Origin of the sequence: Streptomyces sp. WM6378 (assembly GCF_001279695.1) — a bacterium.
In the GTDB taxonomy this organism is placed as follows: domain Bacteria; phylum Actinomycetota; class Actinomycetes; order Streptomycetales; family Streptomycetaceae; genus Streptomyces.
This window is the reverse complement of the sequence record NZ_LGDD01000310.1, coordinates 16,730-39,304: the sequence shown is the minus strand read 5'-3', so window position 1 is coordinate 39,304 and position 22,575 is coordinate 16,730. Positions and strand designations below refer to the sequence as shown.

Here is a 22,575-nt window from a genome sequence, read left to right as displayed (position 1 = left end):
ACTGTGGGTCGAACCCGGCGCGACTAGTACGTGCTGAGGTTCGAGGTGATCGAGGCCGTGGCCCCCGCGTCGCCGCTGTAGCCGTCCACGACGTCGATGCCCATGAGGGCCTTGCGGACCTCTTCCTCGGTGTCGCCCTTGAGCGTGCGGGTCGCCTTCATCGCCTCCAGGAAGTCCAGGAGCAGCCGCCCCATGTGGACCATCTGGTTGTTGATGCTGGTCTGCTTCTTGTCGAAGGCGTGGGCACCGATGCCCTCCCATGCCCCTTCGAGACTGTTGATCACGTTCTGCAGGTGATTGAGCTGGCTCTTGACCGAGTCGAACTTGTGGAGGATCTTCCCCTCAAGCGCGGCCATTTCGCTGTCTGATACCCGCTGGCCCTGAGTCATGCCAGGCCTTCCCTTCGTGGTGGTGATAGTGGTGGTGCGGATGGTTGTGGCTGGATTCGGGCCGGGCTAGGTCGCGCGGCGCCGCGTTCTGATCAAGGCGAACACGCCGCCTCCGATCACGACGAGCCCGGCGACGGCTCCGCCGACGGCCCACAACTGGGTGTTCCCGCCCCCGCCGTTCCCCTTGTCCTCGCCCTTGGCGACGGCCTCGCCCTTCGGGGCAGGCGAAGAACTGGGCGCAGCCGGGGTGGCCGGCGGCGCGCTGCTCCCCCCGTTTTCCTGCGCGAGGGGGTCGACGTCGGCCGGGCCCGGGTTGATGTCGCCCTGCTCCAGGACGAGCCGGGGCCGGATCAGGCCGTAGCCGAGGTATTTGCTGGGCGTGTTCCTGTCCCAGGACCGCCCGGCGGTGTCGATCATCGTGCGCAGCACCTGGTCGGCGGTCCAGGCGGGGTGGGCGGACCAGATCAGGGCGGCTGAGGCGGAGGCGATTGCGGAGGCTGGGCTGGTGCCCTGGCTGGTGCAGTACTGCTGGAAGGTGGTGTCGCACCACGCAGGCACGTTGAGGCCCGGTGACGCCAGGTCGATGTAGCTGCCCGACTGGGAGAACTTGCCGACGGTGCCGCTCTCATCCGCCGCGCTAACACCGATGACACCAGGGTAGGCAGCAGGAAACTCGCGGTACATCCCATCGCTCTTCGCTTCGTCATTTCCGGTCGCAGCGAACAACAACTTGCCTTTAGAAATGGCGTACTTAACCGCATCCGCTCCTTCCGGCGTCCCCGCTGGGCCGCCGAACGAGAGGTTGATGATCTTTGCATCCGAATCCGCAGCAGCGCGGATGCCCGCCGCCGACGACTGCGTGAGCTTCTTCTCTGCCGGGTCCTTGAGCGAGTCAAGGGAAACACGGAAGGGGATGATTCTGGCGTCAGGCGCCAGGCCCTTGATCCCATCGCCTTTTCCGGTGCCCGCGATCAACTCGGCCATGGTCGTCCCGTGGCCCTGATAGTCCTTAATCGCTCCGTATGCGGCGGACTTCGGGATCTTCTGAGTAAGCACTTGGCCCTTCAGAGACGGGGTATCGGGATTCACACCCGTGTCCACAACGGCAACCTTGATGCCTTTGCCCGTGCTTACCTTCCACATCTCCGGTGCATGCATAGCCGCCAGATACCACTGGTTCGGCGCAGCAGTGCCATCTGCGAGAGCATGAGGAGCCAGTCCACCGGCCACGACGACCCAGGCGCCAAGGGCTGCGCACGTAGTCGCGAGGCGTCTCCGGCTGGCCACTCTCGTCGCCGAGTTGACCCGACCGGGTCCGCTGATTCCTGACCTCATGCGTTCCTACGTCCTCGCCTGTGCTAGTCGATCACTGGTGGTGCTGGTTCCTACCGGCTGGGCTGGCCCTGCTCCTCGTCACTGCTCGAGCGACCAGGGAGCAGCGTGGTCTCGTCCTCGTCGTCCAGAGCCTGTTCTTCCCGCGACGCTCTGACCAACCCGGACCCGCCGCTCGTGTGCCCGGTGCGGCTTCCGCGTTTACCGGTGGAGCGGCTCTGCGGAACGCCAACCACCCCGTCCGCGTTGCCCTTGACGCGCCCACCCGTCCGCGCCTTGCCAGTCGAGGGAGGCTCGGCGGCTCCAACCACCCCCCTCTGGCTCGGGCGACTGGTTGGAGCTGGCTGGCCGGTCGCCCCTTCAGCGCCGACAACCGTTGGTCTGGACCTCTGCGGGGAAGCGGAGCCTGGTGCTCCAGCATTCGGCCGGCCACCCACAATTCCGTTGCGCCCGCTGCCGCCCGCCCCCGCAGTCCCCTCACGGCGAGCCGCAGTTCCACCAACACGGGGAGTTCCACCCGAGATGCCCCGTCCCATCGGCGACTGGCCGACGGCGGAAGAGCCACCTCTGGCGACTTCCGATCCCGAAGTTCCCACACGCCCTGTAGGACTCGCGCTCCCTCGGCCTGGGGCGCTGGCAGGCCCCCTTGAAGGCTCGGCAATACCGAGCCCGCGTTCGCCACCGAAAGCCCGCGCAGAACCGTTCACCGTGGGGTGGAAGAATGCGCTGGCCGGAGGAGGGGCCGCAGTCACCCCAGGGGCTGTCGGCGCGACCTGCGGCGTCGGAGTCACAACAGTCCAGCCTGGCGCCGTATCCAGCAAGGGCGGGGTGCTGTTGATCTCCGTACTCACCGGCCTGCCGCCCGGGATACTTTCACGAGAAGAAGGCCCGCTCGTTTCCGTAGGGCCTCCCACGGTCTCCATCCGCTCGTGACTCGCGAGAGCGCTGTCTGAGTACCGTACCGAAGTCGCTCCTTCTGGCGAAGGGCTGGTCGCCCTTTCCGGAAGGGGCCTCATCGGCTCCTGCCCGAAAGAACGCTCAGGCTGAGGCACCCCCACCTTAGGCATGGCCTCAAATACAGGCGGCTGCTGTGCGGCCAGGGTTTGTTCCGAGACCGAGTAGAAGGACGACAGGCGGTTCATCTGGTTGATCGCCTCTTGGCGGTCCTTCTCCACCGCCACCGCCGCTTCGTATTCCGCGTTCCCCGCGATCCTCTTCGCCGGCGGAATGTCGGCGACCTTCACCGGCTCGGCGCGGTGGTCACGCGTGGGCATGGCCTTGCTCACCGAGGCCAGGCCCGAGCCGGCCGCGCTGATCTGAACGGCCGCTACGTCGGCAAAGTCCGCCAACTTGTGTGTGTTGCCCACAAGTTTGTCGCCCCACGTCCGGAAGGCGTCACCCGACTCGCCCTCCCAGTGGACCACGTGGATGTTTGCCTTCAGCTCCTTCGCCGCATCTCTGATCGCGTCCCGGGCGTTGAAAAGAGCATGTCCAGCAGTGGTGAGGTGTTCCGGGTTCGCGTTCTCGACCAGGTCGATCATGTCGTTGAGCTGGTGGCCCTCGAAATCGGTCTTCCCGAAGAGGCGGACCGGCCCCCCGAAGGGGAACATGCCCGACAGCACTTCCCCCGCGGTGGTGGTCATGTCGGTGAAGCCCACCTGCTGGCCCACGCGCTGTGTGTCCGTCAGCGGCGCGGGAGGCGGGGACTGCTGAGGCTTCTTGTCGGTCATCGCTACCACCCCGTCCCGGAGGACTTGTCGTCGGTGCGCTGCGGCTTCGGCTTGCCGTCCTTCTCGCGCTGCGCCTGCTCGGCGTCGTAGTCGGTCGCGGACTGGATCGCCCAGAACCGCTGCCGCATCTCCTCATCCAGGTTGTCGAACCCGACATCCGCCCCATGCGCGGCGATCCCCATCGCCTCGATCTGGTGGGCGAGCGACTTCGACAGCGACGTCAGGCGTTCGTGTACGCGGTGGTACTGGGTGAAGAGGCCGTCCGCCTCCGGGAACGCGGCGGTTCCGGCGCTGAAGGACGCGCGGGCGATCTGCTGGTCACCGATCTTCGTGGGGCTGCCGTGCGAGCCCTCGAACTGGGTGAGCACCGCGTCCACCTTCTTCTTGAAGGTCGTCAGCGCCTCCATGCCCTTCTCGAGGTCACCGCTCATCGCCGCCGCCTTTACGCATACAGGCAGGACGCCCCATGACACCCCTCCCCGTAAACCAATTGCCGTTCACCCGCGTTGCGATCCGGCGTGCCGAATTGTTCGCTTGCCGCCCTCTTGACACCGCTTATCGCACCGCAGTCACTCTAGCCAACACCAGTCGCCTGCCCAACGGACTATCGGCGGGGCCGAGTTGCCCCGGCCGCCTCGACACTACGAGGGCTCGCCTCACGCCACATGAGTACGTCTACTCAGTTCTACTCAACTCTCATCAGCATCTGTCACCTTCTGGCACACGGAGAACAGATCTAGAACGCTCTTGACGCGTTCTGCACGAAGCCCTCGCATTCATTCCGCTCCGGACACCCGTCGGCGTCGCCGCCGTGCGTCCCGGATCGCCACTGCCGCCCCGCTCAACACCGCCGCCACAACCGCCACCCCCACCGCCACGTACGTGGCCAGGCGTTGTGTGCGCTGTTCGTCCGTCTCGCCGAGGTGGAGGGCCGCGGGGGTCGGAGCCTTGGCCGGAGTGACGCCCTCGTGGGCCACCGGGGTCTCGATCGGGTGGTCGTCCTCCGTGAGGGCGCGGACCGGGTCGATCACGCCCCAGCCGACCAGGCGGTCGTGGCCGGACACCGAGCGTTCCGCGGTCTGTTCGATCTGGGCGACGACCTCGCGCTGGGTCCACTTGGGGTGCTTGGCCTTGACGAGGGCGGCCACGCCCGCGACGTACGGGGCCGAGAAGCTCGTACCGTTGTCGGCGCAGTGGCCGCCGCCGGGCACCGTGGAGACCATGTCGACGCCGGGCGCGGCAACGCCCACGAACTCGCCGGACTGCGAGAACGCCGCCCGCTCGTTGTTGCGGTCCGAGGCCGCGACCGCGAGGACGCCGGGGTACGAAGCCGGGTACGTCTGCTTGACGTTGCCGCCCAGGCCGTCGTTGCCGGCCGAGGCGACCACCACGATGTCGTGCGCGAGGGCCGTGTCCACCGCCTGCTTCAGGGTGGGCGCCGGTTCGACCGCGTTCGCCGTGTCCTGGGAGATGTTGATGACATCGGCGCCCGCGCTGATCGCGTAGCGGATGGCGTCCGCCAGGGTCTGCGCGGTGCCGTGCCCGTCGGCGTCGTTCTGCTCGATGGGAATGATCGTGGCGTCGGGGGCGAGGCCCACGAAGCCCGTTCCCTTGGCGGGGCGGGCCGCGATGATCCCGGCGACCTTCGTGCCGTGGCCGACGGTGTCCGTCGTGCCGTTCTCCGCGCCGCGCGGCAGCGGCTGGCCGTTGGGGTCCTTGAGGTCCTTCTGGAGCAGGTTCTTGCCCTTGGACGCGTCCACAGCACCCTTGAGCTGGGCGTTCTTGATGTCGATGCCCGTGTCGATCACGGCGACCTTCGTGCCCCTGCCGGTCGACTGGCGCCACAGCTCGTCCAGGAGCACGCGCTGGAGCGCCCAGGGGCGGCCCGCGTACGGCTTGGACGGGAAGGTGCACTGGTCGCTGCCCCCGTCGTCGGCCGGGACCGCGGCCGCCGGAGTCGCGAGCACCGTGAGGGTCGCCGCGGCCGACAGGGCCAGCGCCTTGAGTGCGTACGCCATGGTGGTGCCGCCTCTCAGGAGCCCTGGGGCTGGCGGGCCGCCCCGGTGGACAGGCGGGGTCCGGTCGGCAGGAACGTGGACCAGCTGATCGGGATCGGGGCCGGCTCGGACTTGGCGTAGCCGAGCCGCGTCTGGGCCTGCTGGGCCTCCTGGTCGGCCTGCTTGCGCTGATCGGCCGTCAGGCCCGTGGCCGCGTCACCGTCGGCGCTGTCGCTGTTGGACTGCATCGCGTAGCGCAGCCCCGTGTCGGTCACCAGGAAGACACCGCCCGCCTTGGTTTCGGAGCCCTGGATCTGGCGGAAGAGCTGGCCCGAGCCGGGCGTCACGTACGCGCTGCTCGAACCGGTGGGCAGCGGCGCCGGGAAGTCGGTGCCGGCCCACGTGCTCATGGTGGTCTCGCCGTCGTCCTTGTTGACGTCGCGCAGCACGTTGCACACGGTGTTGCGGCTGCCGCTGCTGGTGCCCGCGTCGTTGACGGCCACCGGCATCTGGCGCGGCCAGTTCTTCTTGGCCTCGAACTCGGTGGCCTCGGGCGTGAACGCGGCCGCGTTGGTCTCCGTCGCCTGACCGGTCTTCATGAGCCCGCGCAGATCACGGCTGTTGAGGAGCAGCTTCGCGGTGAAGTCGGAGACCGGCGAGACCTTGCCCTGCTGGACCAGGTAGTACTGGGTGCCCGCTCCATTGGGCGCCTTGAGGACCATGCCGATCCGGTTCGCCTCGGGGGCCAGACCTCCGGCCACCCCCGCCGCGTCGCCGATCTTCCCTTCGACCTTGGGGAACGCGACCGGATCACCCGAACGAAGGGTCTCCAGCCACTCCTTGGAAACCCGCTCGGGCTCACGGCCGGCGCCGACCAGGGCGCGCAGCAGCAGTTCGTCGGTGCCGACCTGGTACTTGGTGCCCTGCGCGTCCACGACGTAACGGGTCTTGTTGTCGGGTCCCACGACGTACATCAGCTCGCCGCCGGTCAGCCGCGCGGAGCCGTCCGTGCGGCTCTTGTCGCGGTCGGCGAAGACGAACGCGGCCTTCTGGATGGCGCGGCCGCCGTCGCCCGGACGCTCGCACACCGCCCAGCGCTTGGCAGACCCGGCCTCCTCGGGGGAGGGCAGCCGGTCGGGCGCGTACGGGATGCCGAGCGTCGCGCCGTGCGGCAGCGAGCCCTTGTCCAGGACGGACTCGTCCACGTTGACGACCTGGCCCTTGTCCGGGTCGAGCAGGAGCTTCGCGGACGCCATGTTGAGGACCGGGTGCAGCTCCTTCTTGCCGTCGGTCGTCAGCACGACGTAGCGGGTCGTGGACTTGCTGGCGATGATCACCTTCTCGCCCGGGGTGTCCCAGCCGGGCGGCGCGGTGGGTTTGAACATCCCCCACGCCCCGAACGCGGCGAGCAGCACCACCGCCACGATGCCGCCCGGAAGCACGGCGCGCAGCGGCCTGGGCGCCCCCTCTTCCGAGCCCGTCGGCGAGGGCTGGATGAACGACGCGAGCGTGCGACGCTTCGCGAAGGTGTACGCGTTGAGCTCGTCCCGGCGTGATGCCATGAGTGTCCGTGTTTCTCCGTTGTCCCCGTGCGGAGCCCCAGGGAGCCCGTCCCCCGCCCGTCGTTGTCAGACCGGCCCCCTACTATGCCTGTTACGTGATCGTACGCCCGGGCCGGGTAGGGTGGACGGGTCCTCAAGGGCCCTACTGGCCAGGGGTTTTCGAGGAGTTCGGGGGGTTCGGGGATGGTTTCGTCGACTGGGACGCGGTCGCGCTCCCGTGACCGATCCGGCGCGCCGAGCGGCGCGGGCTCCCGTCCCGGAGTGCGTGCGGAGCCGCCCGCTCCGGTCCGCCGGGCAGCGGCACCCGTGGCCGTCGGGCCGGTGGTGCCCCACCTCAAGTCCCGTTCCGGACGCTTTGGTTCGTTTCGTCTGCAACAGCTAATCCTGATCGAGTCGGCCGCCGCCCTGCTGCTCGCCGCGTGGGTCGTCGACACGATGGCGCTGGTGCCGGCGGGCGTCGTCGCGGTGGCCCTCGTGCTGCTCGCGGTGGTACGCCGCCGGGGGCGCTCGCTGCCCGAATGGCTGGGCACCGCCTGGGCGCTGCGGGCGCGGCTGAAACGGGCGAGCGACGCCGTTGTGCCGCCGGGCACACTGCCGGGCCTGGCCCCGGCCGTGGAGTGCGATCCCACGCTGCGCACGTACAGCCACGGCGACCGGGACCAGCGGCCGATCGGGATGATCGGCGACGGCGGATTCCTCACCGTCGTCCTCCAAGTGGAGTCGGACGCGACGGCGCTGCGGGCCGAGCGGGGCCAACGCCCGCTCCCCATAGGGCTGGTGCGGGACGCCCTTGAGGTTGACGACATCCGTCTCGAATCCGCGCAGATCCTGCTGCACACCCAGCCCGCGCCCGCGCTGCGGCTGCCCCAGCAGTCGGTGGCCGTCACCAACTACGCGCCGCTGCACGCCCAGACCTCCTCGCCCGCGGTCCGCATCACCTGGATCGCGCTGAAGCTGAACCCGGAGCTGTGCCCGGAGGCGGTGGCCGCGCGCGGCGGCGGCCTGGAGGGCGCCCGGAAGTGCGCGGCGCGCAGCGCGCTGCACCTGGCGAGCCGGCTGACCGGGGCGGGCCTGAACACCACGGTCCTGACCGAGGAGGAGCTGGCGGACGCCGTGGCCACCTCGGCCTGCGCCAACCCGCTGGTGACGGCTCAGGCCGGCCGCACGGAGACGCCGCAGCGGCGCACCGAGGAGTCGAGCCGCTCCTGGCGCTGCGACAACCGCCGCCACACCACGTACTGGGTGCGCCGCTGGCCGAGGATCGACGCGGGTTCCGGGACCGGCGGGCTGCCGCAGCTCGTGGCGCTCCTCACGGCGATTCCGGCGCTCGCGACGACCTTCAGCCTCACCATCGCCCGGGCCGGCGCCCAGGAGAGCAGCATCAGCGGCCACCTCAGGGTGACGGGCCGCAGCGAGGCCGAACTGGCCACGTCCCGCCAGGCGTTGGAGCGCTCCGCGCGCGAGGCGAAGGCCCAGATCGTGCCGCTGGACCACGAGCAGCTGCCCGGCATGCTCGCCACCCTGCCGTTCGGAGGCGCCCGCTGATGGCCACGACGACTTCGGGTCCGCGCCGCGAGCCGCGCACCGGCTTCGGCCTCGTCGGCCCCCGCCACCGCCGTCACACGCTGCCCGCCGAGCAGTTGGACACGCTGGCGCTGCCCATCGGGGACGACGGGGTGGTCGTCGGGGTGGACGCCGGGGGCCGGCCCGCGGTGCTCGGCGTGAGCAGGCCGACCGCGTACGACATCGTGCTCATCGGCGGGCTGTGGACGGCGCAGGTGCTCGCGCTGCGGGCGGCCGCGACGGGCATACGGGTCGCGGTGGAGACCGGGCGGCCGCAGGCCTGGGCGCAGCTGGTGCACGCGATCGCCAGCCAGAGCGGCATGACCGTGCACGACGTGGGCCGGGTGCCCCCGCTCGGCGCCTCGGCCGGCGAACCGGTGCTCGTGGTGCGGGACTGCGGGATGCGTCCGCCGCGCGGCCGGGTGGTGTCGGCGCCCTGGCAGGCGGTGCTCACCCTGCTCCCGTATGTCAGCCCGGTCGCGCCGCGGCTGATCCGGCAGGCGCGGCTGGTGGGCGTGCAGCGGGTCTCGCCGGACGAGGCCGCGCAGATAGGCCGCATCATGAGCCTGCCGCGGACGGAACAGGACGGGCTCTCGACGCTCGCCGACGGAGTCACGCTCTGGTGCAACGAGCGCGACCGCTCCTTCGCCATGACTCAGGCGACCGACACCGAGACCGGATTGTTGGGGAACGCCCGACGCGTCGACTGAACAACGGGGCAGCGGCGAAAGTTGACCTGATCTGACCGTTTCGCCCCGCACACTCCGCCCCCGGCCGGTCACTTCGACGTCACTCGCGAGGCGAGGGTGACGAAAGGGACAGGCGATCGGGGCGACCGGGCCTGCCCCGGCGGTATTGACGACGATTAGGGTGGGACGGACCGGGGGCAGGGACTCCACGGCGAGGTTGCGTCGTCCGTACGTCGCGGATGCCGCGGCGCTCGCGGCGGACAGGGGCGGGCGACCGCGCACGACTGCGCGCCCACCGCACAGGGGCTGCCCCACCCCGGCCCGTACATGCCAATGAACCCCACGGCCTACACCCGGTCACAGGCGAACGAAAGGAAACCGGTGAACAGCGACCAGGACCAGTTCCGCACCGGCGGGAACGCGCGCGACGAGAATCGGTCCGACGCCGATCCCGAGACCACGGGTGAGTTCACCATCGACTACACCCCGCCCGCCTGGTACACCCAGGGCTCGCAGGACACCCCGGCCGCCCCGGCTCCGGCTCCGGCTCCGGCTCCTGAGCAGAGCGGCGGCACGGGGGTTCCGCTGCCCCCGCCCCCGCCGCCGCACGGCCAGCCCCTCAACGTGCCCGGACTGCCGCAGGCCGGGGGGTTCCAGCCGAACTGGAGCCCCACGCCGCCGCCCCCGGGCCCGGCCCCGGCACCCAGCGCGTCGCCCACTCCCCCGCCCGTCTTCCCCGCGCCCGCACCCCCGACGCCCGCACCCGCACCCGCGGCCGCGGCCAATCGCCCCGCCGACGAGGGCCAGGCCTTCGGAGGCGGTGACATCGAGAGCGGCGCGACGATGCGCTTCTCCCCCTCCGCGCTGAAGCGGGAGTTCGAGCAGCTCGAAGCGGCGGCAGCCGCCACGCGCGGCGAATCCGCGGCGGCGCCGGCGGCTTCGGTGCCGGAAGCGGAGCCGACTTCCGTGCCGGATACGATTTCTGACGAACAGTCAGCCGCACTCCCGGACAGCGGCACCACCACGTCGCCCTCGACCACGTCCTCCTCCGCCGAGGGCTCCGGGGCCGAGGCGGCCGACACCGCGGCCGGTCCGCGCGCCGACGCGGAAGCCCCCGATGCCTCCGATGCCCCTGACAACTCGGAGGCCTCGGGCTCCGGGGACCGGGCGGTCTCGACCGACTCCGGCGCATCCGGCGAATCCGCTGACGACTCCGCCGACGCCTCCGGCAAGCCCTTCGGCGATACGTCCATGGCGTCGGCCGGCACGGAAGAAGCGCCCGGGGCTCCCGAGGCCTCCTCCGGCGAGGCGGACAGCTCCCCGTCCGAGGATGACGCCTCGGCCGGCGCACCCGCGCCGTTCGATGCCGCGCCCACCGACGCGGTCCCTGCGGACACCACTCCTGCGGACGCGGCCCCTTCCGATGCCGCCCCCGTCGCGGACTCGGTTTCCGGCACCGCGACTCCCGAGCCCGCCCAGCCCGGACCCGCACCGATCGCGAACCCCGCGCCGATCGCGGACGCCGTACCCGTCGCCGACCCCGCACCGTCGGACGCCTTCACGCCCGAGCCCCAGGACGCGCCCCCCGCCGACCAGCCCTGGGCCGCGTCCGCCGGTGCGCAGCCCGGGTTGCCTCCGCTGCCGCCCGCGTTCCAGCCCGCCGCGCCCACTGCCGCGCCCCAGTGGCCGGTTCAAGCGCAGCCGATGCCGGGGCCGTTCCCGGATCCGGCCGCCCAGGCCGGCCCGGCACCCGCGTGGCCTCAGCAGCCCCAGCCACCCCAGCCGCAGAACGGCTACGGCTTCCCCCAGCAGGGCCAGCAGCCCCCGCAGGTCGCCAACTCCCCCGCACCGCAGGGCAGTTACGGCTTCCCGCAGCAGGGCGCCGCCCCGAGCGCCCCCGCCCAACAGGGCGGTTACGGCTTCCCCCACCCGGCAGCCAACGCCCCGGCTGTCCCGAACCCGCCCGCCCCGCAGGCTCAGCCAGTACCCTTCGGCACCCCCAACTCCCCTGCACAGCAAGGCGGTTACGGCTTCCCGCACCCCGCCGCCAACCCCCCGGCCGCGCCGCAGGCCCAGCCGCAGCCCATGCCGAACGCCGCCCAAGGCGGCTTCCCCCAGCAGGTGCAGCAGGGTCAGCCCGGCCCGCAGGGCCATCCCGCACCCCCCGCCGACCCTCGGGCCGGCGCCGCCTGGCCCTCGCCCGTGACGCACGACCAGCGGGAGCGGTCGAACCCGGGCGCTCCGCTCGGGTACACGGCCGCCGTCGAGCTCTCATCCGACCGGCTCCTTCGCAACAACAAGCCGAAGGCGAAGAGCAGCCGGGGCCCGGCCGCCGGGGCCTCGCGCTTCAAGCCCGGCGCCAAGAAGGAAGAGGCCGCGCGGCAGCACAAGCTCAACCTCATCCGCACGCCGGTCCTGTCCTGCTACCGGATCGCGGTCATCTCCCTCAAGGGCGGCGTCGGCAAGACGACCACGACGACCGCGCTCGGCGCGACCCTGGCCACCGAGCGGCAGGACAAGATCCTGGCGATCGACGCCAACCCGGACGCCGGGACGCTCGGCCGCCGGGTGCGCCGCGAGACCGGGGCCACCATCCGCGACCTGGTCCAGGCGATCCCGTACCTCAACTCGTACATGGACATCCGCCGCTTCACCTCGCAGGCGCCGTCCGGTCTCGAAATCATCGCGAACGACGTCGACCCGGCCGTGTCCACGACGTTCAACGACGAGGACTACCGGCGCGCGATCGACGTCCTTGGCAAGCAGTACCCGATCATCCTCACCGACTCGGGCACGGGTCTGCTGTACTCCGCGATGCGCGGCGTGCTCGACCTCGCCGACCAGTTGATCATCATCTCGACGCCGTCCGTGGACGGTGCGTCCAGCGCCTCGACCACGCTCGACTGGCTCTCGGCGCACGGCTACGCCGACCTGGTGCAGCGCTCCATCACCGTCATCTCCGGCGTTCGCGAGACCGGCAAGATGATCAAGGTGGACGACATCGTGCAGCACTTCCAGACCCGCTGCCGCGGGGTGGTCGTGGTGCCGTTCGACGAGCACCTGGCGGCGGGTGCCGAGGTGGACCTCGACATGATGCGGCCCAAGACCCGGGAGGCGTACTTCAACCTCTCGGCGATGGTGGCCGAGGACTTCGTACGCGCCCAGCAGCAGCAAGGGCTGTGGACGGGGGACGGTCTGAACCCGCCGCCCGTCCAGGCCCCGCCGATGCCGGGCCAGCAGGGCGCCCCCGGCCAGCCGTTCCCCGGCCAGGCCCAGCCCGGCCAGCCCTACCCCGGCCAGCCGCAGCCGTACCCGGGTCAGCCCTACCCGACCCAGGGCCAGCCCGCCCCGGGCCAGCCGTTCCCGAACCAGGCGCAGCCCAACCCCGGCCGGCCGCAGCCCGGTCAGCCCTACCCGGGGCAGCCGTACGGAGCCCAGCCGGGCCAGCTCCCTCCGGCCCAGCCCGGCCAGCCCTACCCCGGCGGTGCCCCGCAGCCGTCCACCTCGTGGCAGCTCCAGCCGCCGCAGCCGTTGCCCCCGGCGGGTGAGGGCGCCCCGGGGCAGCCGGAGTCGCAGGGGCCCGTGCCCCCGGCCGGATGGCCCGGGCAGGACGGTGGCGGACACGCTCCGCAGCCGCCGTCAGCCCCTCAGCAGTAAGGCGTCAGAGGACTGGACCAATGAGGGCCCGCACCGTTCGAACGGTGCGGGCCCTCTGGCGTTTTCGCAGACCAAATGGCCTGCGATGCGCCGTTGACACGTCTAGACCACCGCTGGTAAACCTGCGCCCACACCGGCCGCCACCTCCTGTTCGAACGACGCTCAACCTGCGATCAACCCTGCTTTTCCGTGCGAGTGATGACGCGAGGTCACCGTCCCATGGCAAGAACAGTTCCATCGCGCAAGACCCTGCGACCGTGGCGGCCCGGCCGTCGGCCGGCCATAGGGGCCGCCGCCCTGGCGCTGACGGTCTCGGCCGTACTCCCCGCCCAGGGCGCGGCGGCCGACGACGCCAAGGGCGGCGAGAAGGTCCTCACCGTCGCCGTCTCCCAGAGCGTCGACTCGTTGAGCCCCTTCCTCGCCCAGCGGCTGATCAGCACCAGCGTGCACCGCCTGATGTACGAGTACCTGACGGACTACGACGCCAAGGACGGCCACGCGATCGCGGGCCTGGCGACCGCCTGGAAGACCTCGCCGGACAAGCTGACGTGGACGTACACGATCCGCAAGGATTCGAAGTGGTCGGACGGACAGCAGGTCACCGCGGCCGACGCGGCCTGGACGTTCAACAAGATGATGACCGACAAGGGCGCGGCGACCGCCAACGGCAGCTTCGTCTCGAACTTCAAGAAGGTCACCGCCCCCGACCCGGCGACGCTCGTCGTCGAACTCAGGCAGCCCCAGGCGACGATGACGGCCCTGGACGTCCCGATCGTGCCCCAGCACGTGTGGGAGAAGGTCGGCGACTTCACCAAGTTCAACAACGATCAGCAATTCCCCGTCGTCGGCGACGGGCCGTTCGTCCTGACCGACTACAAGGTCGACCAGTACATCAAGCTGAAGCCGAACAAGAGCTTCTGGCGGGGTGCGCCCAAGTTCGACGAGCTGGTCTTCAAGTACTACAAGGACAATGACGCGGCGGTCGCGGCGCTGCGCAAGGGCGAGGTGTCCTTCGTCTCCAACTTGACTCCCGCGCAAGCCAGTTCACTGAATTCCGCGCCCGGCATCAAGGTCAACGACGCCCCCGGGCGGCGCTTCTTCGCGCTCGCCACCAACCCCGGCGCGCAATCCAAGGACGGCCAGAAGTTCGGCGACGGCAATCCGGCGGTGCTCGACCCGAAGGTGCGCCGGGCGCTGTTCGCGGCCGTCGACCGCAAGACGCTCGTCGACAAGGTCTTCCAGGGCCACGCCGTCGAGGGCGAGGGCTACATCCCGCCCCGGTTCGCCGACTACTTCTGGAAGCCGGCCCCGGACCAGAAGGTCGCGTACGACCCGGCGAAGGCGGCCTCGCTGCTCGACGAGGCGGGCTACCGGGCGGGGGCCGACGGGAAACGGCTCGGCAAGGACGGCAAGCCGCTCGGCCTGCGGCTGCTCTGCCACGCCATCGACCCCAACGACAAGGCGGTCAGCAAGTACCTCCAGGAGTGGTGGGGCAAGCTCGGCATCGGCCTGAAGGTGGACTGCGTCGACAACGTCACCGACCCGTGGACGGCCGGCGAGTACGACCTGGCCCTGGACGGCTACTCGGTCAGCCCCGACCCGAACTACGTCCTGTCCATCCACACCTGCGCCGCGCTGCCCGCGACCCCCAAGGCGACCGGGCCGACGGACAACTTCGTCTGCGACAAGCAGTTCGACGAGCTGTACGCGCGGCAGTTGGCCGAGTACGACACCGCCAAGCGGGCGGACCTGGTCAAGCAGATGGAGTCGCGGCTGTACGACACCGGGTACATCAACGTCATGGCGTACCCCAACGCGGTCGAGGCGTACCGCACCGACCAGATCGAGTCGATCATGACGATGCCCGAGGCCGCGGGCAACATCTACGGCCAGGACGGCTACTGGAGCTGGTGGTCGGCCGTCCCCGCGGCCGGGTCGGCCGCCAAGTCGGACGGCGGCTCCTCGGCGGTCGTCGTCCTCGGCATCGTCGCGGGCGTGATCGTGCTCGCCGGGATCGGTGCCTTCCTCGTGCTGCGCCGCCGCGCCGGCGCCGACGACCGCGAGTAGGCCGTGACGACAGCGAGTCCGGCCGACACCCCCGCGGTGGTCGCCGAGGCGCGCACCGAGCCCCGCGGCCGCCGATTCGCGGCCGCGGGCCCGGTGCTCACCTATCTGCGCTACGTGGGCGGCAAGCTGGCGGGGGCCGTGGTCTCCCTGTTCGCCGTCCTCGTCACCAGCTTCTTCCTGTTCCGGATCATCCCCGGCGACCCGGTCCGCACCATGACCCACGGCCGCCAGGTCTCCGCCGATCAACTCGCCGCGCTGCGCAGCCAGTTCGGGCTCGACCTGCCGATGTGGCAGCAGTTCACGGACTACTGCGGCAAGGCGCTGACCGGGGACCTGGGCACCTCGTACCAGTTCCACGCGCCGGTCGGCTCGCTCATCGCCGAGAAGCTCCCGGCGACGCTGCTCCTGACCGGGACGGCCGTCGTCATCTACTCGGCGCTCGGCATCTGGCTCGGCACCCGCTCGGCCTGGCGCCGCGGCGGGCTCGGCGACCGGTTCAACACGGGTCTCGCCCTCACCCTGTGGTCGGTGCCCTCGTTCTGGCTGGGGCTGCTGCTCATCATCACGTTCTCGGTGGGCGCGGGCCCGATCCCGGGCCTGTTCCCGACCGGCGGCATGGAGTCCGGCGACACGACGGGCCTCGGGTACGTCCTGGACGTCGCGCACCACATGGTGCTGCCGGTGCTCACCCTCGTCGCGGTGCAGTACGCGCAGACCCTGCTCGTCATGCGGTCCTCGCTGATCGACGAGATGGGCGGCGACTATCTGACGACGGCTCGCGCGAAGGGCCTGCGCGACGACGCGGTGCGCCGCCACCACGCGGTGCCGAACGCGCTGCTGCCCACGGTCACGATGCTGTTCATCAACCTGGGCCATGTGGCGGCCGGTTCGATCCTGGTCGAGACGGTGTTCTCGTGGCCAGGCCTGGGCGGACTCTTCTACCAGGCGCTGAGCGTGCCCGACCTCCCGCTGGTGCAGGGCCTGTTCGTGGTCTTCGCCGGCGCGATGATCCTGATGAACCTGCTTGCCGACCTGCTCTATCCGCTGCTCGATCCCAGGGTGGGCCGATGACGACGACCACCGCCCCCGACAAGGCGGGCTCGCTCGCCTGGGCCCGCCGGCGCGACTCCCTTGCCCGCTTCTGGCGCTCCTACCGCACGCACCGGGCCGGCCTGTACGGGCTCGCGGGCCTGGCCGTTATCGCGCTGATCGCGCTCACCGCGCCGCTCACCGTCGGCGAGGACGTCCAGAGCGTGACCAGCGCGCCGGGCACCGCCCTGGAGTCGCCGAGCGGCCAATTCCCGCTCGGCACCGACCAGTTCGGCCGCTCGCTGCTCGGCCTGCTGATCTGGGGCGCCCGGATCTCGCTCGCCGTCGGGCTGCTCGCGGCCGCGCTGAGCGTGGCGATCGGCACCCTGGTCGGCATCCTGGCCGGGCACTACGGCGGCTGGCTTTCGACCGTCCTGATGCGGATCACCGACTGGTTCCTGGTGATGCCGACGCTGGTCCTCGCGATCGTCCTCGCCACCGTCATGTCGCACAGCCTCTGGACGGTGATCCTGGCGATCGGCGTGACGTCCTGGCCGACGACGGCGCGGCTTGTGCGGGCGCAGACCATCGCGGTCGAGTCGCGCCCGTACATCGAGCGCGCCCGCGCGCTCGGCGGCGGCCACGGCCACATCATGTCCCGGCACGTGCTGCCGAACGTGATGCCGCTGGTCCTCGCGCAGACCACCCTGGGCATCTCCAACGCCATCCTGACCGAGGCCACGCTCGCGTTCCTGGGCCTCGGCGATCCGACGGTGGTGTCCTGGGGCGGCATGCTCCAGGACGCCCGCGAGGCGGGCGCGGTCTCCTCCGGGCACTGGTGGTACCTGGCCCCGCCCGGCGTCGCGATCGCCCTCGTCGCGCTCTCCTTCACACTCTGCGGCCGCGCCGTCGAGGCCGTACTGAACCCGAAGCTGGGGGCCCGATGAGCCTGCTGGAGATCAGGGACCTGTACGTCACGTACGGGACCGGGGCGGCGGCCGTGCGCGGGGTCGACCTGACCGTCGCACCCGGCCAGAAGCTCGGCATCGCGGGCGAGTCGGGCTGCGGGAAGTCGACCCTGGCCATGGCGCTGCTGAGGCTGCTGCCCGCCTCGGCCGAGCTGACGGGATCGGTGCTGCTCGACGGCGAGGACGTCCTCACCATGAAGTGGGGGCGGCTACGGGCGGTGCGCTGGGCGGGCGCGTCCATCGTGTTCCAGGGCGCGATGCACTCGCTGAACGCCGTGCACCGCATCGGCGACCAGATCGCCGAGCCGATCCTGCTGCACGGCCTCGCCACCCCGGCCGCGGCCCGCACCCGCGTCGGCGAACTCCTCGAACAGGTCGGCCTGCCCGCGGCCCGCGCGGACGCCCACCCGCACGAACTGTCCGGCGGCCAGCGCCAGCGCGTCATGATCGCGATGGCCCTGGCCTGCGCCCCGGAGCTGATCGTCGCGGACGAGCCGACGACCGCCCTCGACGTGATGATCCAGGCCCAGATCCTGCGCCTGATCGAGCGGCTCGTCGCCGACCAGGGCATCAGCCTGCTGATGATCAGCCACGATCTGGCGGTCCTCGCCGACACCTGCGACCGGCTCGCGGTGATGTACGCGGGCCGCATCGTCGAGGAGGGCCCGGCCCGCGAGGTCTACGCGGCGGCCCGGCACCCGTACGGCCAGGCGCTGTCCGCCGCCTTCCCCCGCATCGGCGACCCCGCATCGCGCCGGGCGCCCCGGGGCCTGCCGGGCGATCCGCCCGACCCGTCCGCGCTGCCGGCGGGCTGCACCTTCCATCCGCGCTGCCCGGTCGCGATCGGCGTCTGCGCGACGGACGACCAGCCGCTGCGCGACGCCGGCCCGGACCACCGGGCGGCCTGTGTGCACGCCGGGACCCTGTCGAGGAGCACCGCATGACCACCACCACGGCCCCCCTGCTCAGCGCCGCCGGTCTGCGCGTCAGCTTCCCCGGGCGGCGCGGCGCCCCGCCCGCCCACGCGGTCGACGGCGTCGAGCTCACCGTCGGGGCGGGCGAGATCGTCGCCCTGGTCGGCGAGTCGGGCTGCGGCAAGACGACGCTCGCCCGCGCCCTGCTCGGCCTGGTCGCCCCGACCGGGGGCACGGTCGCCTTCGACGGCAGCCCGCTCGACCACCACGCGCGCGCCCTCAAGGCGTACCGCAGACGCGTCCAGCTGGTCCTCCAGGACCCGAGCGGCTCGCTCAACCCCCGGCACACGGTGTACGACGCGGTCGCCGAGGGCCTGCGCATCCACGGATCCCCGGACGACGAGCGGGAGTCGGTGGCCCGGGCGCTGTCCCGGGCGGGTCTGCGCCCGCCCGAGCGGTTCTTCCTGCGCTACCCGCACGAGCTGTCGGGCGGCCAGCGCCAGCGCGTGGTGATCGCGGGCGCGCTCGTCCTGGACCCCGAACTGATCGTCGCCGACGAGCCGGTGGCCTCCCTGGACGCCTCGGTGCGCGGCGAGATCCTGGCGCTGCTGCTGCGCCTGCGGGACGAGCTGGGCCTGTCCGCCCTCGTCGTGACCCACGACCTCGGGCTCGCCTGGAACATCGCGGACCGGGTGGCGGTGATGTACCTGGGCCGCATCGTGGAGACGGGCCCCGTCGAAGACGTCCTGACGAACCCTCAACATCCGTACACCCAGGCCCTGTTGTCGGTCCTTCCGGAGTCCCCCGGCGATCCGGTGGTCCTCACGGGCGAGCCCCCGGACCCGTCCCGCATCCCGCCCGGCTGCCGCTTCCACGCCCGCTGCCAGGTGCTCGCCTCTGGCGAGGCGGACCGGGCGGGCGTGGCCGACCGCTGCCGCACCGAGGACCTCCCGGTCCTGGCGGGCGGCACGGCGGCGCAGGTGGCCTGCCACTGGGCCGCGGCGGTCAGGTCCGGTTGAGGGCTTTGCGGGCGCCTGCTTCGGAGGGGAGCTCGCGCACGAGGAGGGTTCCGAAGGTCGACCCGATCCACCAAGCGACGCACGGCGGGAAGAACGGGGCGAAGAACAGCAGCGCCCCGCCCCGCTTGCCGAAGTCCGGGTTCGCGCTGCCTCGCCCGCGCCGCGCCTGGCGGTGCCGGATCCAGGCCTGCTCGGGCGTGGGCGGATCGGCGAGCTTGGCCCGGATGGTCCGCCGCCCCCAGAACCAGCCGCGGACGAACCCGACGAGGCTCAGTACTCCCATGGTCACGTCGGCGGCCCGGTGCCAGCCGGTCGGCAGGCCCGACTCGATGTCCTGCCAGATCGCCACCGAGAGCCACCCGAACAGGGCGCCGAAGCCCAGCAGGACCACTCCTTGCCGGATACGCCGGAGCCAGTAGCCCACGCCACGCCGGTACCAGGAAGTACCCAGGAGGGGGAGTTTCGCGGGGCCCGCGCTCTCAGAAGAGACCCTTGAAGCCATTCCACGCCTTCTTCCCCAGACCCGTCGCATCGTCGCCGAGCCGCTTCAGGTCGTCTCCGGTATTGGAGAGGACGTTGCCGCTGCCGTGCCAGAGGCCACCCAGAACACCGTGGTCGTGGATGTCTTCACTCCAGTGCTCGTGGAAGCTCTCGTCGAGCAGGTCGGTCGCCCCGATGACGACGGCGCCGCCAACCCCGGCGACCACGGCCACCGGCACGGTGATCTCCGCACTCGCTGCGAGCGCCACGCCGCCTGCCGTGGCGGCCGCACCCACGGCGAGACCGCCCAGCGCGGCTCCGCCGTCGACCACCACTGAGTGCGTCCACGACCACCCCTTCTCGTGGTCGTCCTTGGCTTCCAGGAGCCCGCAGGCGCCGGCCGCCGCGACGTCGACCACCGGGATCTCCTTCAGGAACTCCGGAAGGCTCTCCAGGCTCTTGCCCACTCGCAGCGTGTCCGCCACGTCCGCGATCTTGGTGTTGAGGACGTGGTCGTAGGGCAGCTTGGAACTGCCCGCCTCGCCACGGGCAATGTCCGTCTCCAGGCTGTCGAGCTTGCTCAGCGCGTCCTTGTACGCGACGCGGGCCTCGGCGTCCTTGGGAAGCGTCTTTCCATCCCTCTGCCACGCCTTGCGCTCGGCGCGCAGGTCCTTCTTCGCATCGTCGGCCTGCTTCTTCGCGTCGTCGAGCGCGTCGGCGGCGTCGTGCCCCTTGACCCGGGTCCGCTCGGAGTCGTAGGCGTACAGGCCGCGCAGATAGTCCGCCACGGTGATCTTGTCGCCGGGCGAGACCGCCGCGCTCGTGTCGTCCGCGTACAGCTTCTGCAGCGCCTCCGCCGCGTCCAGTCGGGCCTGCTGGGCGGTGTGCAGGATCTCGCCCCGTACGGTGCAGTAGTCGCTGAGGGCGTTGAGGGCCTTCTTCTCGGCGTCGCTCTGATGGTCGGTGCTGGTCATCAACTCGCCCGGTACGCCCTTGGGTTGCATCGGCACCCCGGCCCGCACGGCGACGTCCTCGGCGTTCTGCAGCGCGGCCTCCGCCTTGCCCAGGTGGTCCGCGAGGTCGGTGAGGATCTGGCCCGCCGCGAAGACCAGCTCGGCCAGTCCGCCCGCCGTCATGGAGTCCTCGGTCCACTTGGCCCGGAACGACTCCGCCGACTCGCCCTGCCAACCGGTGTCCTTCGCGAGCGCGTCGACGCTGGTGCTCAGCGGTTTGACGATGGATTCGAGGTCGGTCTTGGCCTTCTTGTAGGCCTCCCCCATGGCGCGAAGGCCGCCGATGTCGCCGCCGACCCAGCTGTCCGTCATGTGCGGTCCTTCATCAGGTCGTCGAACAGGCCGTGCACGTCGATGTCGTGGCGTGCCATCGAGTCGTGCGCGTACTTCAGCTTGTCGCTGCGGTCGTCCAGACGGTCCGACAGCTTGTCGTGCAGGCCCGCGATGAGGTCGGCCACCGCCTTGATCGCCGCGTCGCACCCGGCGTCCCCGGAGCCGACGATCGCGGGCTTCACGTTCTGGTGCATCCTGCGGTAGTTGTCGGCCTCCTTGTGAAAGGTGCCCGCCATCGCGTTCAGGTCCGCCAGGACCAGCTTCAGGTCCACGCTCATCGGTTGCCCTCCTCGCCGCCGTACGCCCGCTCCAGGTCCTCGGCCCGCCATCTGCGGCCGCCGGGGTCGACGACCGGGTCGAGCCGCACCTTGGGCAGCTTGGCCTGCCGCATCGCCTCGGCGAACGGGCCGAGCGAGACCGCGACCCAGGGCTGGGCCGGGCCGAGCGCCTCGACGAGTCCGCGCAGGCTGGTGAAGGCGACCGGGACGGGCGGTCCCGAGGGGCCCTTGAAGAGTTCGTAGTCGACGTGGGGCGCGGCTCCGCCGCCCGGATAGCGCGGATGGGCCGGGATGAACACCGGGGTGTGGTACGGCGGTACGCCTTGCTGCGCGCCCTGCGCCGGCACGTCGCCGACCAGGCCGAGGAGGCGGGACACGGGCTGCTCGCCCACGCGTTTCCCCCTAGCGGGATATGGCTGAATCGCGGTTCAACCTACGCGCAGCGCAGTGGCCCCTGTACGCCAAAAACCGCCCATAACCCGTCCTCGATACGCAGTCGATGCGAGGACTTGGACGGTTTCAGGCCGCTGCTTGACCAGTACTTGACCGGTTCAAGTGACGCCGGACGAAAGCGGGTTAGTCCCGCCCGGCCTCGTACGCCTCGATCAGCTCGGTGGACCGCTTCACGTCGTTGCCGATCGCTTCGAGCAGGTCCTCGATGGAGTCGAACTTGGCCATGCCCCGCACATAGGCGAGGAAGTCGACGGCGACGTGCAGCCCGTACAGGTCGAGGCCGACGCGGTCGATGGCGTACGCCTCGACCGTCCGCTCGGTGCCGTCGAACTGCGGGTTGGTGCCGACCGAGATCGCCGCGGGCATCCGCTCGCCGTCGGCCGTGAGCCAGCCCGCATACACGCCGTCGGCGGGGATCGCGGTGTGCGGCAGCGTCTCGACGTTCGCGGTCGGGTAGCCGAGCTCGCGGCCGCGCTGGGCGCCGCGCACGACGACGCCCTCGACGCGGTGCGGGCGGCCGAGGATCTCGGCGGCGCCCTCGATGTCGCCCTCGGTGACCAGGCGGCGGGTCAGCGTGGAGGAGAACGGCTCGCCGCCGCCCGCCTCGCCGCGCACCCGCAGGTCGATGACCTCGACCTCGTAGTCGTAGGTGCGGCCGAGCTCTGCCAGGACCTCGACGTTGCCCGCGGCCTTGTGACCGAAGCGGAAGTTCGGGCCTTCGACGACGAGCTTGGCGTGCAGCTTGTCGACCAGGACCTTCACCACGAAGTCGGCGGCCGAGAGCTTGGAGAACTCGCTGGTGAAGGGGAGGATGAGGACCGCGTCCACGCCGAGGTGCGCCATCAGTTCGGCGCGCCGGTGGTGCGGGGCGAGCAGCGGCGGGTGGCTGCCGGGGCGCACGACCTCGCTGGGGTGCGGGTCGAAGGTGACGACGACGGACGGCACGCCGAGCTCACGGGCGCGTTCCACGGCCCGCCCGATGATCAGCTGGTGCCCGCGGTGCACCCCGTCGTAGGAGCCGATGGTGACGACGCTGCGTCCCCAGTCCTGGGGAATGTCCTCCAAGCCACGCCAGCGCTGCACTGTGACCGCTCCTCGAACC

General features: G+C 71.1%; 19 protein-coding genes. 9 read left to right on the top strand and 10 right to left on the bottom strand.

Annotated elements, in window-relative coordinates:
- Positions 1-23 precede the first annotated feature (23 nt).
- Positions 24-389, bottom strand: coding sequence for a WXG100 family type VII secretion target (locus ADK54_RS30435; RefSeq protein WP_053728968.1), 366 nt, complete (start codon positions 387-389; stop codon positions 24-26).
- Between the two features lie 66 nt (positions 390-455).
- Positions 456-1,547 (bottom strand): S8 family serine peptidase, encoded by a 1,092-nt coding sequence (locus ADK54_RS30430; RefSeq protein WP_053728967.1) that lies wholly within the window; start codon positions 1,545-1,547, stop codon positions 456-458.
- A gap of 1,320 nt (positions 1,548-2,867) precedes the next feature.
- Here ADK54_RS30430 and ADK54_RS43955 point away from each other — a divergent pair.
- A complete protein-coding gene (locus ADK54_RS43955; protein ID WP_234392265.1) occupies positions 2,868-3,041 on the top strand; it encodes a hypothetical protein in 174 nt (57 codons plus the stop codon).
- A gap of 412 nt (positions 3,042-3,453) precedes the next feature.
- On the opposite strand, the gene ADK54_RS30420 is transcribed toward ADK54_RS43955, so the two are convergent.
- The 3 genes from ADK54_RS30420 to eccB form a co-directional block, all read right to left on the bottom strand.
- Positions 3,454-3,882, bottom strand: coding sequence for a hypothetical protein (locus ADK54_RS30420; RefSeq protein ID WP_053728965.1), 429 nt, complete (start codon positions 3,880-3,882; stop codon positions 3,454-3,456).
- Positions 3,883-4,227: 345 nt separating this feature from the next.
- Positions 4,228-5,469: a type VII secretion-associated serine protease mycosin gene (gene mycP / locus ADK54_RS30415; protein ID WP_053728964.1), complete on the bottom strand. Its 1,242-nt coding sequence runs from the start codon at positions 5,467-5,469 to the stop codon at positions 4,228-4,230.
- A 14-nt stretch (positions 5,470-5,483) separates the two neighbouring features.
- Positions 5,484-7,010, bottom strand: coding sequence for a type VII secretion protein EccB (eccB, locus tag ADK54_RS30410; protein ID WP_053728963.1), 1,527 nt, complete (start codon positions 7,008-7,010; stop codon positions 5,484-5,486).
- 183 nt (positions 7,011-7,193) lie between these two features.
- Here eccB and eccE point away from each other — a divergent pair, with 183 nt between their 5' ends.
- From eccE to ADK54_RS30370, 8 genes are all read left to right on the top strand, one after another.
- Entirely contained in the window at positions 7,194-8,555 is a 1,362-nt protein-coding gene (gene eccE, locus ADK54_RS30405) for a type VII secretion protein EccE (RefSeq protein WP_053728962.1), read from the top strand.
- The gene (locus ADK54_RS30400) at positions 8,555-9,283 is read left to right on the top strand and encodes a hypothetical protein (protein ID WP_053728961.1); all 729 of its coding nucleotides are present in this window, start codon (positions 8,555-8,557) and stop codon (positions 9,281-9,283) included. The genes eccE and ADK54_RS30400 overlap by 1 nt, the downstream gene beginning before the upstream one ends.
- A gap of 360 nt (positions 9,284-9,643) precedes the next feature.
- The gene (locus ADK54_RS30395) at positions 9,644-12,919 is read left to right on the top strand and encodes an SCO5717 family growth-regulating ATPase (RefSeq protein ID WP_053728960.1); all 3,276 of its coding nucleotides are present in this window, start codon (positions 9,644-9,646) and stop codon (positions 12,917-12,919) included.
- Between the two features lie 219 nt (positions 12,920-13,138).
- Positions 13,139-14,986: an ABC transporter substrate-binding protein gene (locus ADK54_RS30390; protein ID WP_053728959.1), complete on the top strand. Its 1,848-nt coding sequence runs from the start codon at positions 13,139-13,141 to the stop codon at positions 14,984-14,986.
- Positions 14,987-14,989: 3 nt separating this feature from the next.
- Positions 14,990-16,057: an ABC transporter permease gene (locus ADK54_RS30385; RefSeq protein WP_078966753.1), complete on the top strand. Its 1,068-nt coding sequence runs from the start codon at positions 14,990-14,992 to the stop codon at positions 16,055-16,057.
- Positions 16,054-16,962 carry an ABC transporter permease gene (locus ADK54_RS30380; RefSeq protein ID WP_053728958.1) on the top strand — a complete coding sequence of 303 codons (909 nt, stop codon included), beginning with the start codon at positions 16,054-16,056 and terminating at the stop codon, positions 16,960-16,962. The genes ADK54_RS30385 and ADK54_RS30380 overlap by 4 nt, the downstream gene beginning before the upstream one ends.
- Entirely contained in the window at positions 16,959-17,927 is a 969-nt protein-coding gene (locus ADK54_RS30375; RefSeq protein WP_053728957.1) for an ABC transporter ATP-binding protein, read from the top strand. Before ADK54_RS30380 ends, ADK54_RS30375 begins: the two co-directional genes overlap by 4 nt.
- A complete protein-coding gene (locus tag ADK54_RS30370; protein ID WP_053728956.1) occupies positions 17,924-18,916 on the top strand; it encodes an oligopeptide/dipeptide ABC transporter ATP-binding protein in 993 nt (330 codons plus the stop codon). Before ADK54_RS30375 ends, ADK54_RS30370 begins: the two co-directional genes overlap by 4 nt.
- Here ADK54_RS30370 and ADK54_RS30365 read toward each other — a convergent pair.
- From ADK54_RS30365 to ADK54_RS30345, 5 genes are all read right to left on the bottom strand, one after another.
- Complete coding sequence (locus ADK54_RS30365) at positions 18,903-19,340, bottom strand: hypothetical protein (RefSeq protein WP_053728955.1); 438 nt, start codon at positions 19,338-19,340, stop codon at positions 18,903-18,905. The genes ADK54_RS30370 and ADK54_RS30365 overlap by 14 nt on opposite strands.
- A 55-nt stretch (positions 19,341-19,395) precedes the next feature.
- A complete protein-coding gene (locus ADK54_RS30360; RefSeq protein ID WP_053728954.1) occupies positions 19,396-20,721 on the bottom strand; it encodes a WXG100 family type VII secretion target in 1,326 nt (441 codons plus the stop codon).
- Positions 20,718-21,020 carry a DUF6317 family protein gene (locus tag ADK54_RS30355; protein WP_053728953.1) on the bottom strand — a complete coding sequence of 101 codons (303 nt, stop codon included), beginning with the start codon at positions 21,018-21,020 and terminating at the stop codon, positions 20,718-20,720. Before ADK54_RS30355 ends, ADK54_RS30360 begins: the two co-directional genes overlap by 4 nt.
- The gene (locus ADK54_RS30350; RefSeq protein ID WP_234392264.1) at positions 21,017-21,412 is read right to left on the bottom strand and encodes an SAV_915 family protein; all 396 of its coding nucleotides are present in this window, start codon (positions 21,410-21,412) and stop codon (positions 21,017-21,019) included. Before ADK54_RS30350 ends, ADK54_RS30355 begins: the two co-directional genes overlap by 4 nt.
- Positions 21,413-21,596: 184 nt before the next feature.
- Positions 21,597-22,556 (bottom strand): bifunctional riboflavin kinase/FAD synthetase, encoded by a 960-nt coding sequence (locus ADK54_RS30345; protein WP_078966752.1) that lies wholly within the window; start codon positions 22,554-22,556, stop codon positions 21,597-21,599.
- Positions 22,557-22,575 lie beyond the last annotated feature (19 nt).

Excerpts from the sequence above, each read along its gene's own strand:
- ADK54_RS30435 (WP_053728968.1), bottom strand. The coding sequence starts at position 389 with ATGACTCAGGGCCAGCGGGTATCAGACAGCGAAATGGCCGCGCTTGAG.
- ADK54_RS30430 (WP_053728967.1), bottom strand. The coding sequence starts at position 1,547 with ATGCATGCACCGGAGATGTGGAAGGTAAGCACGGGCAAAGGCATCAAG.
- ADK54_RS30420 (WP_053728965.1), bottom strand. The coding sequence starts at position 3,882 with ATGAGCGGTGACCTCGAGAAGGGCATGGAGGCGCTGACGACCTTCAAG.
- mycP (WP_053728964.1), bottom strand. The coding sequence starts at position 5,469 with ATGGCGTACGCACTCAAGGCGCTGGCCCTGTCGGCCGCGGCGACCCTC.
- eccB (WP_053728963.1), bottom strand. The coding sequence starts at position 7,010 with ATGGCATCACGCCGGGACGAGCTCAACGCGTACACCTTCGCGAAGCGT.
- eccE (WP_053728962.1), top strand. The coding sequence starts at position 7,194 with ATGGTTTCGTCGACTGGGACGCGGTCGCGCTCCCGTGACCGATCCGGC.
- ADK54_RS30400 (WP_053728961.1), top strand. The coding sequence starts at position 8,555 with ATGGCCACGACGACTTCGGGTCCGCGCCGCGAGCCGCGCACCGGCTTC.
- ADK54_RS30390 (WP_053728959.1), top strand. The coding sequence starts at position 13,139 with ATGGCAAGAACAGTTCCATCGCGCAAGACCCTGCGACCGTGGCGGCCC.
- ADK54_RS30380 (WP_053728958.1), top strand. The coding sequence starts at position 16,054 with ATGACGACGACCACCGCCCCCGACAAGGCGGGCTCGCTCGCCTGGGCC.
- ADK54_RS30375 (WP_053728957.1), top strand. The coding sequence starts at position 16,959 with ATGAGCCTGCTGGAGATCAGGGACCTGTACGTCACGTACGGGACCGGG.
- ADK54_RS30370 (WP_053728956.1), top strand. The coding sequence starts at position 17,924 with ATGACCACCACCACGGCCCCCCTGCTCAGCGCCGCCGGTCTGCGCGTC.
- ADK54_RS30360 (WP_053728954.1), bottom strand. The coding sequence starts at position 20,721 with ATGACGGACAGCTGGGTCGGCGGCGACATCGGCGGCCTTCGCGCCATG.
- ADK54_RS30355 (WP_053728953.1), bottom strand. The coding sequence starts at position 21,020 with ATGAGCGTGGACCTGAAGCTGGTCCTGGCGGACCTGAACGCGATGGCG.